General features: G+C 67.4%; 13 protein-coding genes. 6 read left to right on the top strand and 7 right to left on the bottom strand.

All coding sequences use genetic code 11. The features are described 5' to 3' along the window. The first annotated feature begins 66 nt into the window (after positions 1–66). The 6 genes from ACFSCU_RS13835 to ACFSCU_RS13810 all read left to right on the top strand — a co-directional run bounded on the left by ACFSCU_RS13835 (position 67) and on the right by ACFSCU_RS13810 (position 6863). Positions 67–1938, top strand: a complete 1872-nt coding sequence (locus ACFSCU_RS13835; protein ID WP_377560969.1) for an FMN-binding glutamate synthase family protein — start codon at positions 67–69, stop codon at positions 1936–1938. Between the two features lie 215 nt (positions 1939–2153). Further along, positions 2154–2927: an ABC transporter ATP-binding protein gene (locus tag ACFSCU_RS13830; protein WP_180550154.1), complete on the top strand. Its 774-nt coding sequence runs from the start codon at positions 2154–2156 to the stop codon at positions 2925–2927. A gap of 1 nt (position 2928) precedes the next feature. Further along, complete coding sequence (locus ACFSCU_RS13825; protein WP_180550155.1) at positions 2929–3639, top strand: ABC transporter ATP-binding protein; 711 nt, start codon at positions 2929–2931, stop codon at positions 3637–3639. Between the two features lie 78 nt (positions 3640–3717). Next, positions 3718–4938, top strand: coding sequence for an ABC transporter substrate-binding protein (locus ACFSCU_RS13820; RefSeq protein ID WP_377560968.1), 1221 nt, complete (start codon positions 3718–3720; stop codon positions 4936–4938). Positions 4939–4980: 42 nt separating this feature from the next. Beyond that, positions 4981–5865, top strand: coding sequence for a branched-chain amino acid ABC transporter permease (locus tag ACFSCU_RS13815; protein WP_180550156.1), 885 nt, complete (start codon positions 4981–4983; stop codon positions 5863–5865). 8 nt (positions 5866–5873) lie between these two features. Then, the gene (locus ACFSCU_RS13810; protein WP_377560967.1) at positions 5874–6863 is read left to right on the top strand and encodes a branched-chain amino acid ABC transporter permease; all 990 of its coding nucleotides are present in this window, start codon (positions 5874–5876) and stop codon (positions 6861–6863) included. Between the two features lie 54 nt (positions 6864–6917). On the opposite strand, the gene ACFSCU_RS13805 is transcribed toward ACFSCU_RS13810, so the two are convergent. The 7 genes from ACFSCU_RS13805 to ACFSCU_RS13775 all read right to left on the bottom strand — a co-directional run bounded on the left by ACFSCU_RS13805 (position 6918) and on the right by ACFSCU_RS13775 (position 13448). Next, positions 6918–7385 (bottom strand): putative toxin-antitoxin system toxin component, PIN family, encoded by a 468-nt coding sequence (locus tag ACFSCU_RS13805; RefSeq protein ID WP_377560966.1) that lies wholly within the window; start codon positions 7383–7385, stop codon positions 6918–6920. 35 nt (positions 7386–7420) lie between these two features. Next, entirely contained in the window at positions 7421–8749 is a 1329-nt protein-coding gene (locus ACFSCU_RS13800; RefSeq protein ID WP_180550159.1) for a THUMP domain-containing class I SAM-dependent RNA methyltransferase, read from the bottom strand. After that, positions 8746–10335, bottom strand: coding sequence for an RNA polymerase factor sigma-54 (gene rpoN / locus ACFSCU_RS13795; RefSeq protein ID WP_180550160.1), 1590 nt, complete (start codon positions 10333–10335; stop codon positions 8746–8748). Before rpoN ends, ACFSCU_RS13800 begins: the two co-directional genes overlap by 4 nt. 23 nt (positions 10336–10358) lie before the next feature. Then, positions 10359–11153 (bottom strand): LPS export ABC transporter ATP-binding protein, encoded by a 795-nt coding sequence (lptB, locus tag ACFSCU_RS13790; protein ID WP_180551741.1) that lies wholly within the window; start codon positions 11151–11153, stop codon positions 10359–10361. 20 nt (positions 11154–11173) lie between these two features. Then, positions 11174–11800, bottom strand: a complete 627-nt coding sequence (gene lptA / locus ACFSCU_RS13785) for a lipopolysaccharide transport periplasmic protein LptA (protein WP_180550161.1) — start codon at positions 11798–11800, stop codon at positions 11174–11176. Between the two features lie 124 nt (positions 11801–11924). Next, positions 11925–12557 carry a thiol:disulfide interchange protein DsbA/DsbL gene (locus tag ACFSCU_RS13780; RefSeq protein WP_377560965.1) on the bottom strand — a complete coding sequence of 211 codons (633 nt, stop codon included), beginning with the start codon at positions 12555–12557 and terminating at the stop codon, positions 11925–11927. A 96-nt stretch (positions 12558–12653) separates the two neighbouring features. Continuing rightward, positions 12654–13448 carry an SPOR domain-containing protein gene (locus ACFSCU_RS13775; RefSeq protein WP_308645805.1) on the bottom strand — a complete coding sequence of 265 codons (795 nt, stop codon included), beginning with the start codon at positions 13446–13448 and terminating at the stop codon, positions 12654–12656. Between the last annotated feature and the right edge of the window lie 22 nt (positions 13449–13470).

Below are 13470 nucleotides of genomic sequence, written 5' to 3'. Positions count from 1 at the left end.
AGCGCGGCCTGCCGATGTTCGGCGCGGCCTGCCGGCGCCGCGCCCGCCCTTGCGGAGTCACTGCCGATGCCCCCACCCCTGACCTTCACCAACACCGTGCGCTACAGCACGCTGGCGCTGTGCGTGCTGGTGTTCGTGCTCAGCCTGTTTGCCCTCATCGCCTTCGGCCGCGGCCTGCCGTGGTTCGTGCTGTCGGGCGCGCTGGTGGCGCTGGGCATTCACGACCTGAACCAGACGCGCCATGCCATCCTGCGCAACTACCCCATCGTGGGCTGGCTGCGCTTCGGGCTGGAGTTCATCCGCCCCGAGATCCGCCAGTATTTCATCGAGAGCGACACCGAGGCGCAGCCGTTCTCGCGCGCGCAGCGCTCGGTGGTGTACCAGCGCGCCAAGGGCGAGCCGGACAACCGGCCCTTCGGCACGCAACTCGACGTGGGTGTCGAAGGTTATGAATGGATCAACCACTCGCTGCACACCACGCATATCGAATCGCAGGACTTCCGCCTCTGGATCGGCGGCCGCCCCGGCGCGCCGCTGCCCGGCGTGGCGCCGTGCACGCAGCCCTACAGCGCCAGCGTGTTCAACATCTCGGCCATGAGCTTCGGCGCGCTGTCGGCCAACGCCATCCTGGCGCTGAACCAGGGCGCGAAGATCGGCGGCTTCGCGCACGACACGGGTGAGGGTTCCATCTCGCAATACCACCGCGTGCACGGGGGCGATCTGATCTGGGAGATCGGCTCCGGCTACTTCGGCTGCCGCACCACCGACGGCCACTTCAGCCCCGAGCGCTTTGCCGAGCAGGCGCGCGACGCGCAGATCAGGATGATCGAGCTGAAGCTGAGCCAGGGCGCCAAGCCCGGCCACGGCGGCATGCTGCCGGCGGCCAAGGTCACACCCGAGATCGCCGCCGCGCGCGGCGTGCCGGTGGGCATGGACTGCATCTCGCCCTCGGCGCACAGCGCCTTTGCCACGCCAATCGAGCTGATGCAGTTCATCGCGCAACTGCGCCAGCTGTCGGGCGGCAAGCCCACGGGCTTCAAGCTGTGCATCGGCCACCCGTGGGAATGGTTCGCCATCGTCAAGGCCATGCTGGCCACCGACATCACGCCGGACTTCATCGTCGTCGACGGCGCCGAGGGCGGCACCGGCGCGGCGCCGGTCGAGTTCACCGACCACGTCGGCACGCCCTTGCAGGAGGGCCTGCGCCTGGTGCATAACACGCTGGTCGGCGTGGGCCTGCGCGAGCGCATCAGCCTGGGCTGCGCCGGCAAGGTGACCAACGCCTTCAACATCGCGCGCATGGTCGCGCTGGGCGCCGACTGGGCCAATGCCGGGCGCGGCTTCATGATGGCGCTGGGCTGCATCCAGGCGCAGACCTGCCACACCGGCCGCTGCCCCACCGGCGTGACCACGCAAGACCCGGCGCGCCAGCGCGCGCTGGTGGTGGCCGACAAGGCGCCGCGCGTGGCGCAGTTCCATGCCAACACCATGCACGCGCTGAAGGAGTTGCTGCAGGCGGCCGGGCTGACGCACCCGAGCCAGATCACCGCACACCACATCGTGCGCCGCATCGACGATGCCGAGGTGCGGCTGCTGTCGTCGCTGATGCCGCAGATGGCGCCCGGCGCCATCCTCAACGACCTGGGCCATCTGCCCAACGTGTACCGGCTGTACTGGCCGCTGGCCAGCGCCGACAGCTTCGATCCGCGCGAGCCGGCGCCCGGCGAGGCGCCGCCCGACTTGCGCGTGCGCAGCGGCGTGCGGCCCTCCGGCGCGCCGCCCTCGGCCTACGAGGTGGCACGCCAGATGCGCCCGGCGCAGGCGCCCGGGCCGGCGGCGCGCAGCACCATCGAGCCCACGCAAGCCTCGCCCGATGCGGCCACGCCGGCATCGGCCACCGAAGTGCCCGATGCATGGCGCGGCTCCGATGCACGTTGAACAGGGCTTGCAGTGTTGCAGCGGGCGCTGTCGGCGCATTCGGGTTTTCCTCGTCAACACACCCTGCACGGCAGGCGTTTTGAAGGCCTGTGCAAGTCCTTTTTAAATAAGCGTTCACGCATGTTCATGGCGGGTAAAAACCCCTAGCTGAATGCTGCAGTGCGTCACGCATAATCCGCCCGTTTTTTCACAGTCTTCAAGGCACCGCGAGCCGCATGAGTTCGGACAACATTTTGGAAACGCGTGGACTCGTCAAGGAGTTCAAGGGCTTCGTAGCCGTCAACGACGTCAACCTCCAGGTGCGTCGCGGCACGATCCATGCGCTGATCGGCCCCAACGGCGCCGGCAAGACCACCTGCTTCAACCTGCTGACCAAGTTCCTGGACCCGACCCGCGGCCAGATCCTGTTCGACGGGCATGACATCACGCGTGAGAAGCCGGCCGACATCGCACGCCGCGGCGTCGTGCGCTCGTTCCAGATTTCCTCCACCTTCCCCAACATGACGGTGCTGGAGAACGTGCGCGTGGCGCTGCAGCAGCAGCTGGGCACGGCGTTCAACTTCTGGAGTTCGGAGCGCACGCTCGATCGCCTCAACGACCGCTGCATGGAGTTGCTGGGCTTCGTCGGCCTGGCCGACTTCGCGCAGCACAAGGCGATGGAGCTGCCTTACGGCCGCAAGCGCGCGCTGGAGATCGCCACCACCCTGGCCATGGAGCCGAAGCTGATGCTGCTGGACGAACCGACGCAGGGCATGGGCTCCGAGGACGTGGACATGGTCACCCAACTCATCAAGAAGGTGGCGGCCAACCGCACCGTGCTGATGGTCGAGCACAACATGGGCGTGGTCGGCAAGATCGCCGACATGATCACCGTGCTGCAGTTCGGCCAGGTGATTGCCGAGGGGCAATACGAGCAGGTATCGAAGGACCCGCAGGTGCTGGAAGCCTACATGGGCAGCGCCGACGAAGTCTTGCAGGGGGCACACTGAGATGAGCAACACCACCCCCGCCATCCGCATCCAGGATCTGCACACCTGGTACGGCGAATCGCACATCCTGCACGGCATCAACATCGAGGTGATGCCCGGTGAGGTGGTCTCGCTGCTGGGCCGCAACGGCGCCGGCCGCACCACCACGCTGCGCGCCATCATGGGCCTGACAGGCAAGCGCACCGGCTCGATCCAGGTCAATGGTGTCGAGACCATCAAGATGGCACCGCACCAGATCGCCCGGCTGGGCCTGGGTTATTGCCCGGAAGAGCGCGCCATCATGGCCTCGCTCTCCTGCCAGGAAAACCTCATGCTGCCGCCCAAGGTGGCCGAGGGCGGCATGAGCGTGGACGAGATCTACGAGATGTTCCCCAACCTGAAGGCGCGCAAGAACAGCCCCGGCGGGCGCCTCTCGGGCGGCGAGCAGCAGATGCTGGCCGTGGGCCGCATCCTGCGCACGGGCGCCAAGACCCTGCTGCTGGATGAAATCTCCGAAGGCCTGGCACCCGTGATCGTGCAGGCGCTGGCCCGCATGATCAAGGAACTGCGCCAGCGCGGCTTCACCGTGCTGATGGTGGAGCAGAACTTCCGCTTCGCCGCGCCGCTGGCCGACCGCTTCTACATCATGGAGCGCGGCCTGATCGTGCGCGAGTTCACCGCCACCGAGTTGCAGGACAACATGGAAATGTTGCAAGAGTACCTCGGGGTCTGAGTCCCTGATTGTTTTTCCCTGTCCCTTTTTCCCCTGTCCTTTTTTCTTTGGCAGTCCATCCATTAAGGAGATGTATCGATGAAACGCAAACTGCTCAGCGCCCTGATCGCCGGTATCGGCCTGGCTAGCGCCGGCCTAGCGCAAGCCCAGATTTCGGGCAACCTCGTCAAGATCGGCGTCCTGAACGACATGTCGGGCGTGTATGCCGACATCGGCGGCCCCGGCTCCGTGCTGGCTGCCAAGATGGCCGTGGAGGACTACATCAAGGCCACCAAGTCCAACCTGAAGGTCGAGGTGGTTTCCGCCGACCACCAGAACAAGCCCGACGTCGGCTCCAGCATCGCCCGCAAGTGGTACGACTCCGACGGCGTCGACATGATCATCGACGTGCCCACCTCGTCGGTCGGCCTGGCCATCAACCAGGTCACCAAGGAGAAGGGCAAGGCCTATATCAACACCGGCTCCGCCACGTCCGACCTGACCGGCAAGGACTGCTCGCCCAACACCGTGCACTGGCTGTACGACACCTGGATGCTGGCGCACGGCACCGGCAGCGCGGTGGTGAAGAACGGTGGCGACACCTGGTACTTCCTGACCGCCGACTACGCCTTCGGCCACGCGCTGGAGCGTGACACCTCCGAGGTCGTCAAGGCGTCCGGCGGCAAGGTGCTGGGCAGCGTGAAGGTGCCGCTGGCCACGCAGGACTTCTCGTCCTTCCTGCTGCAGGCGCAATCGTCCAAGGCCAAGATCATCGGCTTGGCCAACGCCGGCGGCGACACCATCAACTCGATCAAGCAGGCAGCCGAGTTCGGCATCGTCAAGGGCGGCCAGAAGCTGGCCGGCCTGTTGGTGTTCCTGCCCGACGTGCACGGCCTGGGCCTGGCCACGGCGCAAGGCCTGAACGTGACCGAGTCCTGGTACTGGGACCTGAACGACGCCAGCCGCGCTTGGACCAAGCGTTTCGTGGCGGCCAACGGCGGCAAGTACCCGTCGTCCGACCACGCTGGCGTGTACGCCGGCGTGCTGCACTACCTGAAGGCCGTCGATGCCGCCAAGACCGACGACGGCACCAAGGTGGTGGACAAGATGAAGGAACTGCCAACCGACGATCCGCTGTTCGGCAAGGGCAGCATCCGCGCCGACGGCCGCAAGATCCACCCGGTGTACCTGTTCGAGGTCAAGAAGCCGTCCGAGTCGAAGGGCCCCTACGACTACTACAAGTTGCAGCAGACCATCGCCGCCGACAAGGCGTTCCGCCCGATCGGCGAAGGCGCCTGCCCGCTGGTCGCCAAGAAGTAATCACAGCCTGAACCCAAGCGACCGCACGGCGGCGAACGATCTATGGAACTCTTCGGCATCCCGATCCAGGCCATGATGGGCCAGTTGCTCATTGGCCTGATCAATGGCTCGTTCTACGCCCTGCTGTCGCTCGGGCTGGCGGTGATCTTCGGCCTGCTCAACATCATCAACTTCGCCCACGGCGCCCAGTACATGCTGGGTGCCTTCGGCGCCTACCTGCTGCTCAACAAACTGGGCCTCGGCTACTGGTGGTCGCTGCTGCTGGTGCCGATCCTGGTGGGCGCCACCGGCGTGCTCGTCGAGCGCACCATGCTGTCGCGCCTATACAAGCTCGATCACCTGTATGGCCTGCTGCTGACCTTCGGCCTGGCGCTCATCATCCAGGGCATCTTCCGCAACGAATACGGCTCCACCGGCCTGCCTTATTCCATGCCCTCGCAGTTGCAGGGCGGTCAGAACCTGGGCTTCATGTTCCTGCCCAATTATCGTGCCTGGGTCATCGTGGCCTCGCTGGTGGTGTGCTTGGCCACCTGGTACATCATTGAGCGCACCAAACTGGGCGGCTACCTGCGTGCTGCCACCGAGAATCCCCAGATCGTGCAGTCGTTCGGCATCAACGTGCCGCGCATGATCACGCTGACCTACGGCTTCGGCGTGGCGCTAGCGGCACTGGCCGGTGTGATGGCCGCCCCGATCTACCAGGTCAGCCCCCAGATGGGCGCTGATCTGATCATCGTCGTGTTTGCGGTGGTGGTGATCGGTGGCATGGGCTCCATCATGGGTGCCATCGTCACCGGCTTCGGCCTGGGCCTGATCGAGGGCCTGACTAAGGTGTTCTACCCCGAAGCCTCGACCACCGTCATCTTCATCATCATGACGATCGTGCTGCTCATCCGTCCGGCCGGTCTGTTCGGCACGCAGAAGTAAGAACCGACATGTCTGCCACCGCTACCACCGTTTCCTCCCCCGCCGCTGCACGCGCCGCCGCTCCGGCCGACAACGCCCGCCTGCACCGCATCCTGTTCTTCATCATGGCCGCGGTGCTGGTCGCAGCGCCCTTCGTGGGCCTGTACCCGGTATTCATGATGAAGGTGATGTGCTTTGCGCTGTTCGCCTGCGCCTTCAACCTGTTGCTGGGTTTTGGGGGCCTGCTGTCCTTCGGACACGCCATGTTCTTTGGCAGTGCAGGCTACGTTACCGCCCACGCTGCCAAGGTGTGGGGCCTGACGCCTGAACTGGCCATCCTGCTGGGCGTGGCCGCTGCCACCGTGCTGGGTTGGATAGCGGGCAAGCTGGCCATTCGCCGCGAGGGCATCTACCTGACGATGATCACGCTGGCGCTGGCGCAGATGGTGTACTTCTTCGCGCTGCAGGCTCCGTTCACCGGTGGCGAGGACGGCATCCAGGCCGTGCCGCGCGGGCGCCTGCTGGGGCTGATCGACTTGTCGCAGCCGTTGGCCATGTATTTCTTCGTGCTGGCCATCTTCCTGGGCGGGTTCCTGCTGATCTACCGCATCATCCACTCGCCCTACGGCCAGGTGCTGAAGGCGATCCGCGAGAACGAGCCGCGCACCACCTCGCTGGGTTACGACACCGCCAAATTCAAGCACCGCGCCTTCGTGCTGTCGGCAGCCATCGCCGGCTTGGCAGGTGGTACCAAGGCGCTGGTGTTCCAGTTGGCCTCGCTGACCGACGTGCACTGGAGCATGTCAGGGGAGGTGGTGCTGATGACGCTGGTGGGCGGCCTGGGCACCATCTTCGGCCCGGTGATCGGCGCTGCGATCATGGTCGGTATGCAGAACTACCTGGCGCAGCTGGGCGCCTGGGTCACCATCGTGCAGGGCATCATCTTCGTGGTCGTGGTCCTGCTGTTCCGCCGCGGCATCGTGGGCGAAATCGGGGCAGCGATCAAAAAGTCGCTCTGATCACCCCATGGTCAGAAAAAAGCGGCGCCTCAAAGGCGCCGTTTTCCGTTCGCTTCACGCTGGCTTGTCTGCCTTGGCCGGCGACACCACCGGCCACCGGCGCAGCACGTGCACGCCCAGTGGCGCCAGGCGACGCGCCAGGCCCGTGACGCGGGCGTCCTTGCTGAGCAGCAGCGCGCGGCGGGCCACCGCCAGGTCGATGAAGCCCTGGTCGTCCGGGTCACGGCAGCGCACAGAAGCCGGCACCGGCACGTCGACCGGCACCACCCATTCGTCGAAGGCCGCCAGCACCGCATCGCGGGTCGGACCTGGCCGGCCCAGTCGGGTTGCGATGCGCGGGTAGGCCAGCACGCGGGCCAGTTCTTCGCGCATGGGCGGCGTGGCGATCCAGCGCAGCCGACCGGTCGTCAGGGCAGCACGCAGCGCGTCGACGGCCGGGTCATGAAACACCCACAGGTCCAGCACGCAGTTGGTGTCGATGACGATCTCGCCGTACATGGCCGGAGTGCGACCAGAAAGCATTTCATAACTATCATATTGATAGCTATTCGCGCCTGTCATTCCTGGCCTGAAGGCTGATTTGGCTTGAAATTCACCTGCCGTGCCGTCAGGTCGAAGCGGAACAGCCGGCATTCGATCGGCCCGTTCCACAGCGGCACGCGGCGCGATTCCTTCAGGCGCAGGCGGCCCGGCAGCTTGAGGTCGGGCGTGAGCAGCCACGCCGTCCAGCCGGCGTAGTGGCCCTTCCAGTGCGCGGCCAGGCGGGTAAAGAATTCATCACCGGCGTTGACCTCCAGCGCGGGCGCGACATCATCGCTGCGCTGGCGCGCCAGGGTGCCACTCTGGAACGCTTCGCGCCCGCCCGCCCGGCGCCCCGCCACACCGGCGGCGGCAATGCGCTCGCCGTAGGGTGGGTTCATCAGCAGCACACCGGGCTGTTCGGTGGGCGGCATGCGTTGCAGGGCATCGCCGCCGCGCAACTGCACGGCATGGGCCACGCCCGCGCGCTCGGCATTGCGCTGCGCGAAGTCGACCATGCGGTGCGCCACGTCGCTGCCGAAGACATGCACCGTGGGTTTCAAGCCATTTTGGCCTTCAGCGCCCGCGGGTACTGCGCCAGCAGATTCTTTCTTGATAGCATTCCATTGTTGTGCATCGAAGGGCTTGAGCCGCTCGAAAGCAAAGCGCCGCTGCCCGCCTGGCGGCAGGCCCAGCGCCAGTTGCGCCGCCTCGATGACGATGGTGCCGCTGCCGCAGCAGGGGTCGTACAGTGGCACCGGCAACACCTGCCGCATAGCGGGCTGCCACCAGCCGCTGGCGGCCAGCATGGCGGCGGCCAGCGTTTCCTTCAGCGGCGCGTCGCCCTTGTCCTGCCGCCAGCCGCGCTTGAACAGCGGCTCGCCGCTGGTGTCGATGTACAGCGTGGCGTGGCTGGCGCTGAGGTGTGCAGTCACGCGCGCATCGGGGCGCTGCGTGTCGATGCTCGGGCGCACGCCGCCCGCGCGCTCGCGAAAACGGTCGGCCACGGCGTCCTTCACGCGCAGCGTGGCGAAGTTCAGGCTGCGCAGCGGACTGCCCTGCGCGGTGATGTCGACGCGAAAGCTCTGGCGCGGTGTAAACCACTCCTCCCACGCCACGCCGGCAGCCAGGTGGTACAGGTCGTGCTCGTCGGCATACGGCGCGTGCGCCAGCTCGACCAGAACGCGCTGCGCCAGCCGGCTGTGCAGGTTCAGGCGCAGGGCCAGCGCCCAGTCGCCACGCACACGCACCCCACCACGCACGGTGAGCAGGTCTTCGCCCACCAGACCGGTCAGGCCGTGCACTTCGTCGGCCAGGAAGTCCTCGACGCCGCCGGCACAGGGCAGGAACAGGGTGAGCGTCTTCATGCGGCACCCGCCGTGGCCTTGCGCAGGCTGGCGATGGGAATGCGCAGGCCCTCGCGGTACTTGGCGACGGTGCGGCGCGCGCAGTCGATGCCCTGTTCTTTCAGCATGTCGGCGATCTGGTTGTCGGACAGTGGTTTGGCCGTGTCCTCGGCGGCGATGAACTGCTTGATGAGCGCGCGCACCGCGGTGCTGCTGGCGTTGCCACCGGCCTCGGTGCCCAGGGCCGAGCCGAAGAAATACTTCAACTCGAAGGTGCCACGCGGCGTGGCCATGTACTTGGCGGTGGTCACGCGGCTGATGGTGGACTCGTGCACGCCCAGTTCATCAGCCAGCTCGCGCTGCACCATGGGGCGCATGGCCAGCTCGCCATGGATGAAGAAATTGCGCTGCCGCTCGACGATGGCGGTGGAGACGCGCAGGATGGTGTCGAAGCGCTGCTGGATGTTCTTGATGAACCAGCGCGCCTCCTGCAGGCGCTGGGCCAGCGCCTGGTGGTTCTCGCCGCCCTTGCCGCCGCGCAGTGCGTTGGCGTAGATGTCGTGCACGCGCAGCTTAGGCATCACGTCGGGGTTGAGCTGCACGCGAAAGCGCTGCGCCGCACCGCTGCCCACGCTGCTGACGATGACGTCGGGCACCACGGTGTTGCGTTCGACGTCGGCGAACTGGCGGCCCGGCTTGGGGTCGAGCCGGCCGATCAACTGCATGGCGGCACGCACAGCGTCTTCACCGTCGCCCGTGAGCTGGGCCAGGCGCTTGGCATCGCGCCGCGCCAGCAGATCGACGGCGCCATGCTGGGCGCAGATGCGCAGCGCGGCGGCGATGCACGCCTGCTCGACCGCGTCCACGTCGCGCTCGGCCTGGCGACTCTTGAGCTGCAGCGTCAGGCACTCGGCCAGGTTGCGCGCACCCACGCCGGCCGGCTCCAGCGACTGCAGCAGCTTCAGCCCCAGGGTGAAGCGGTGCACCAGTTCTTCCAGATGCTCCAGGTCGTCCCCTTCGTCGGTCAGCGTGGCGGCCAGCTGGGCGAGCGAATCTTCCAGGTAACCATCGTCGTTGAGCGATTCAATCAGAAAGCGCAGTGCCGCCGTGTCCTCGGGCGACAGGCGCAGCGCCAGCGCCTGGCGGTGCAGGTGCTCGGCCAGGGACTCTTGCGGGCGGGCGCGCTCGCCCGGGTCCAGCTCGTCGTCGCCGTCGAGGTTGTTGGCGCGCGCCGGGGCATCACCGCCCCATTCGCCGTCGTCGGGCGACACTTCGACACTGCCATCGCCGTCCCAGCTGTCCGGCAGCGGGGATTCAGTGCCAAATTCGGCTTCTGCGCCTGACCCATCTGCGCCAGCAGCTATCGATTCAGAAGCGACTTCCTGGATCCGATCGCCCTCGCTGACGCGCGCATCGGCCCGGGTCAGGCCGAACTCCTCGCGCGGCGCGGCCTCGTCATCGCGCTCCAGGAAAGGGTTGTCGTCGAGCATCTGCTCGACCTCGCTGGCCAGCTCCAGCGTCGACAGCTGCAGCAGGCGGATTGATTGCTGCAGCTGCGGCGTGAGCGCCAGATGCTGCGAGACGCGAAGGGAAAGCCCGGGTTTCACTGCCTACTGCCCAGCCTCCGCGGTCACAGGCGGAAGTGCTCGCCCAGGTAGACGCGTCGCACCTCGGGATTGGCCACGATGTCGGCCGGCGTGCCTGTGGCCAGCACGCGCCCCTCGCTGATGATGACGGCGTGGTCACAGATGCCCAGCGTTTCGCGCACGTTGTGGTCGGTGATCAGCACGCCGATGCCCCGGCTCTTGAGGAAGGCGATGATGCGCTGGATCTCGATCACGGCGATCGGATCGATACCCGCAAAGGGTTCGTCCAGCAGGATGAAGCGGGGCTGCGTGGCCAGAGCGCGGGCGATCTCGACACGGCGCCGCTCACCGCCCGACAGCGCAGGCGCGGGCGAGTCGCGCAGCTGGTTCACGTGCAACTGCTCCAGCAGCTCGGTCAGGCGGCGTTCGATCTCGGCGCGCGGCAGGGCACGGCCATCGGGACCAACCTGCAGCTCCAGCACGGCGCGCACGTTCTCGGCCACCGTGAGCTTGCGGAAGATCGACGCCTCCTGCGGCAGGTACGACAGGCCCAGGCGCGAGCGCTGGTGGATCGGCATGTCGTGGATCGGCTGCCCATCGATGGCGATGGTGCCGGCGTCGGCCCGCACCAGGCCGACGATCATGTAGAAGGACGTGGTCTTGCCAGCGCCATTGGGGCCCAGCAGGCCCACCACCTCGCCGTTCACCACGTCGAGCGACACATCGTGTACCACGCGGCGCGCGCCGTAGTTCTTGCGCAGCCCGCGCACCTCCAGGCGGCTCTGACCCGGGGCGGCCGCCAGCGCGCCCGGCGCGGTGGCACTGAAGCTGGAGGCCAGGTCGTCGATGGCCACTGCGCTCACTGGCCGGCCCCTGGCGGCAGCGTGGTCGACGGCCGCAGCGGCACCGGTGCGGGCGCAGGGGCCGCACCACCATGGCTGCGCGGCGCCAGCGTGGCGCGCACGCGCCCACCCGGCGCGGCCGATGGCGTGCCGTCGGCGCGCGCCGTGCCGTCGACGGTGTAGACCTCGGTGGTGTTGTTGTAGACGATCAGGCTGCCCATGACCGCGTCCATCACGGTGGCGCCGGCCAGGCGCCGCATCTCGGCACGGCGCACGAAGCGCACGGTGTCGGCCTTGCCGTTGTATTCGATGGTTTCGCCCTCGCCCTCGATGTATTCGTCAACGCCCTCGCGCTTCTGGCGGAAGAACGCGCGCTTGCCCGACTCGGCGAACATGGTGCCCGACTGGTTGCCTGCAGCGTCCTGCCGCACCTCCAGGCGCGCGCCGCGCATGACGATGCTGCCCTTGGTCACCACCACGTTGCCGCTGAAGGTGGACAGCTGCTTCTGATCCTCATAGCGCAGCGCATCGGCCTCGATGTTCATCGGCTTGTCGCGGTCGGCGCGTTCGGCCCACGCGGGCGCCGTCAACAGGATGCACAGGGCGGCGGCCGCGCCGGTACGGGTGAAAACGGAAGGCTTCATGGAAGGCACGTTTTTTGCTTTATGGCTCGTTTCATTGTACGCGCGGGCCACGGCGCGCGCGGGTGCACAGGCGTGAAAAAGCCCGCCGAAGCGGGCTTGGAGACGCCTTGTGGCAACCGCTGCATCAGCCGCGCTTGCGCTCCTGGGCGATCAGGTTGTTGGCGAGCTGGATCATGCGCTCGAAGCCGCCGGCCATCGAGCCGTCGGTGTAGTAGCGGCCGGCCACGCCCAGCGCGGGCGTACCCTCGACCTTGTACGCGTCCTGCAACTGCACCGCGCGGCGCACCTTGGTGGCCACGCCAAAGGACTTGTAGGCCGCCTCGAACTTGGCGCGATCCAGGCCCTGCTCGGCGATCCAGGGGAACAGCACCTCCGGCTTGTCGATGCGCTTGCGCTGCGTCTGCAGCGCCTCGAACACCTTGGCGTGCACCTTGTCGACCTCGCCCATGGACTCCAGCGCGTAATAGATGCGCTGCAGCGGCTCGAAGCTGCTCTGGAAGCCCACGTGCTCGCGGCGCACCACCACATCGGCCGGCGCGGCTTTCTTCCAGGCCGTGAAGATGGGCTCGAAGTTCTTGCAGTGCGAGCAGCCATACGAAAAAAATTCGACCACCTCGACCTTGCCTGCGGGCGCCTCGACGGGGGCACGGTCCTTCAGCGTGGTGTAGCCGACGCCCGACTGGGCATGGGCGGGCAGAGCCAGCAGGCCCGGCAGTGCCAGGGCCGAAGCACCGAAGGCAAATTCGCGACGATTCATGTGTTGTTCTCCAAATTCGGGAATGCGGCTGATGGAGCCGGCCCGCCGGCGCGAAGTTCCTCAGCAGCTTCGCGACTCGACCAGCTTTGTGAAACTTTACCGCTGCACGCGCACCAGCGCGGAGTCGAAACCATTGCCGTCCAGGCGGTCTTTCACGCGGTCGGCGGCGTCCTTGTTCTGGAACGGGCCCACCCGCACGCGGTACACGGTGCGACCGGCCTGCTCGCGCTCGGTCACGCGGGCTTCCACGCCCATCAGCGACAGGCGGGCGCGCTGCGCCTCGGCATCGTCGGGCGTGCGGAAGGCACCGGCCTGCACGAAGTAGGTGAACGGATCGACCGTGGCGGCAGGCGGCGTGGTGCCGGCGCGTGCCGCGGCGAGATCGCCCAGCGGGTCGTTGGATTGGGCGCGCGGCGGCACCGGGGCGGGTGCGGGCTTGCGCTCGGCCACGGCGGGCGGCGTGGGTTCGGCCGGCGGCTTTTCCGCCGCGCGCGCGGGCGGTTTGGCCTCGGCGGTGCGGGGTTCGGCGGGCTTCACCTCGGCCGGCGTGGGCGCACTCCGCGGCGCGGGGCGCGCCACTTCGGCCGGCGCGGGAATGGGCGCCGGCTCGGGCGCCGGGGCCACGGTGCCGCTGGCCACGCCACCGTTGGGCGCGCTGGGCCGCGCGCCATTGCGGTTGCGCAGCGTGGCGTTGGGGTCCCAGTTGCGGTTGCGTTCGGCCTCGGCGGCGTCCTGGCCGCTGGTGCGCGAGGTGTTCTTGTTGACGAAGGGCACCGGCACCTTGGCCACGTAGATGGCCACGCCCAGCGCCGCCGCCAGGCCGAAGACGATGCCCAGAATGATGCCGAGGAAGGTGCCGCCGCCCTGATGGCCCGCGGCGCGCCTTGGCACGGCCCGATCGTTGAAGTGAAAA

Origin of the sequence: Ottowia beijingensis (assembly GCF_042680925.1) — a bacterium.
In the GTDB taxonomy this organism is placed as follows: Bacteria; Pseudomonadota; Gammaproteobacteria; order Burkholderiales; family Burkholderiaceae_C; genus Ottowia; species Ottowia beijingensis.
The sequence above is the reverse complement of the archived record's forward strand: the minus strand, read 5'-3'. Positions and strand labels throughout refer to the sequence as shown.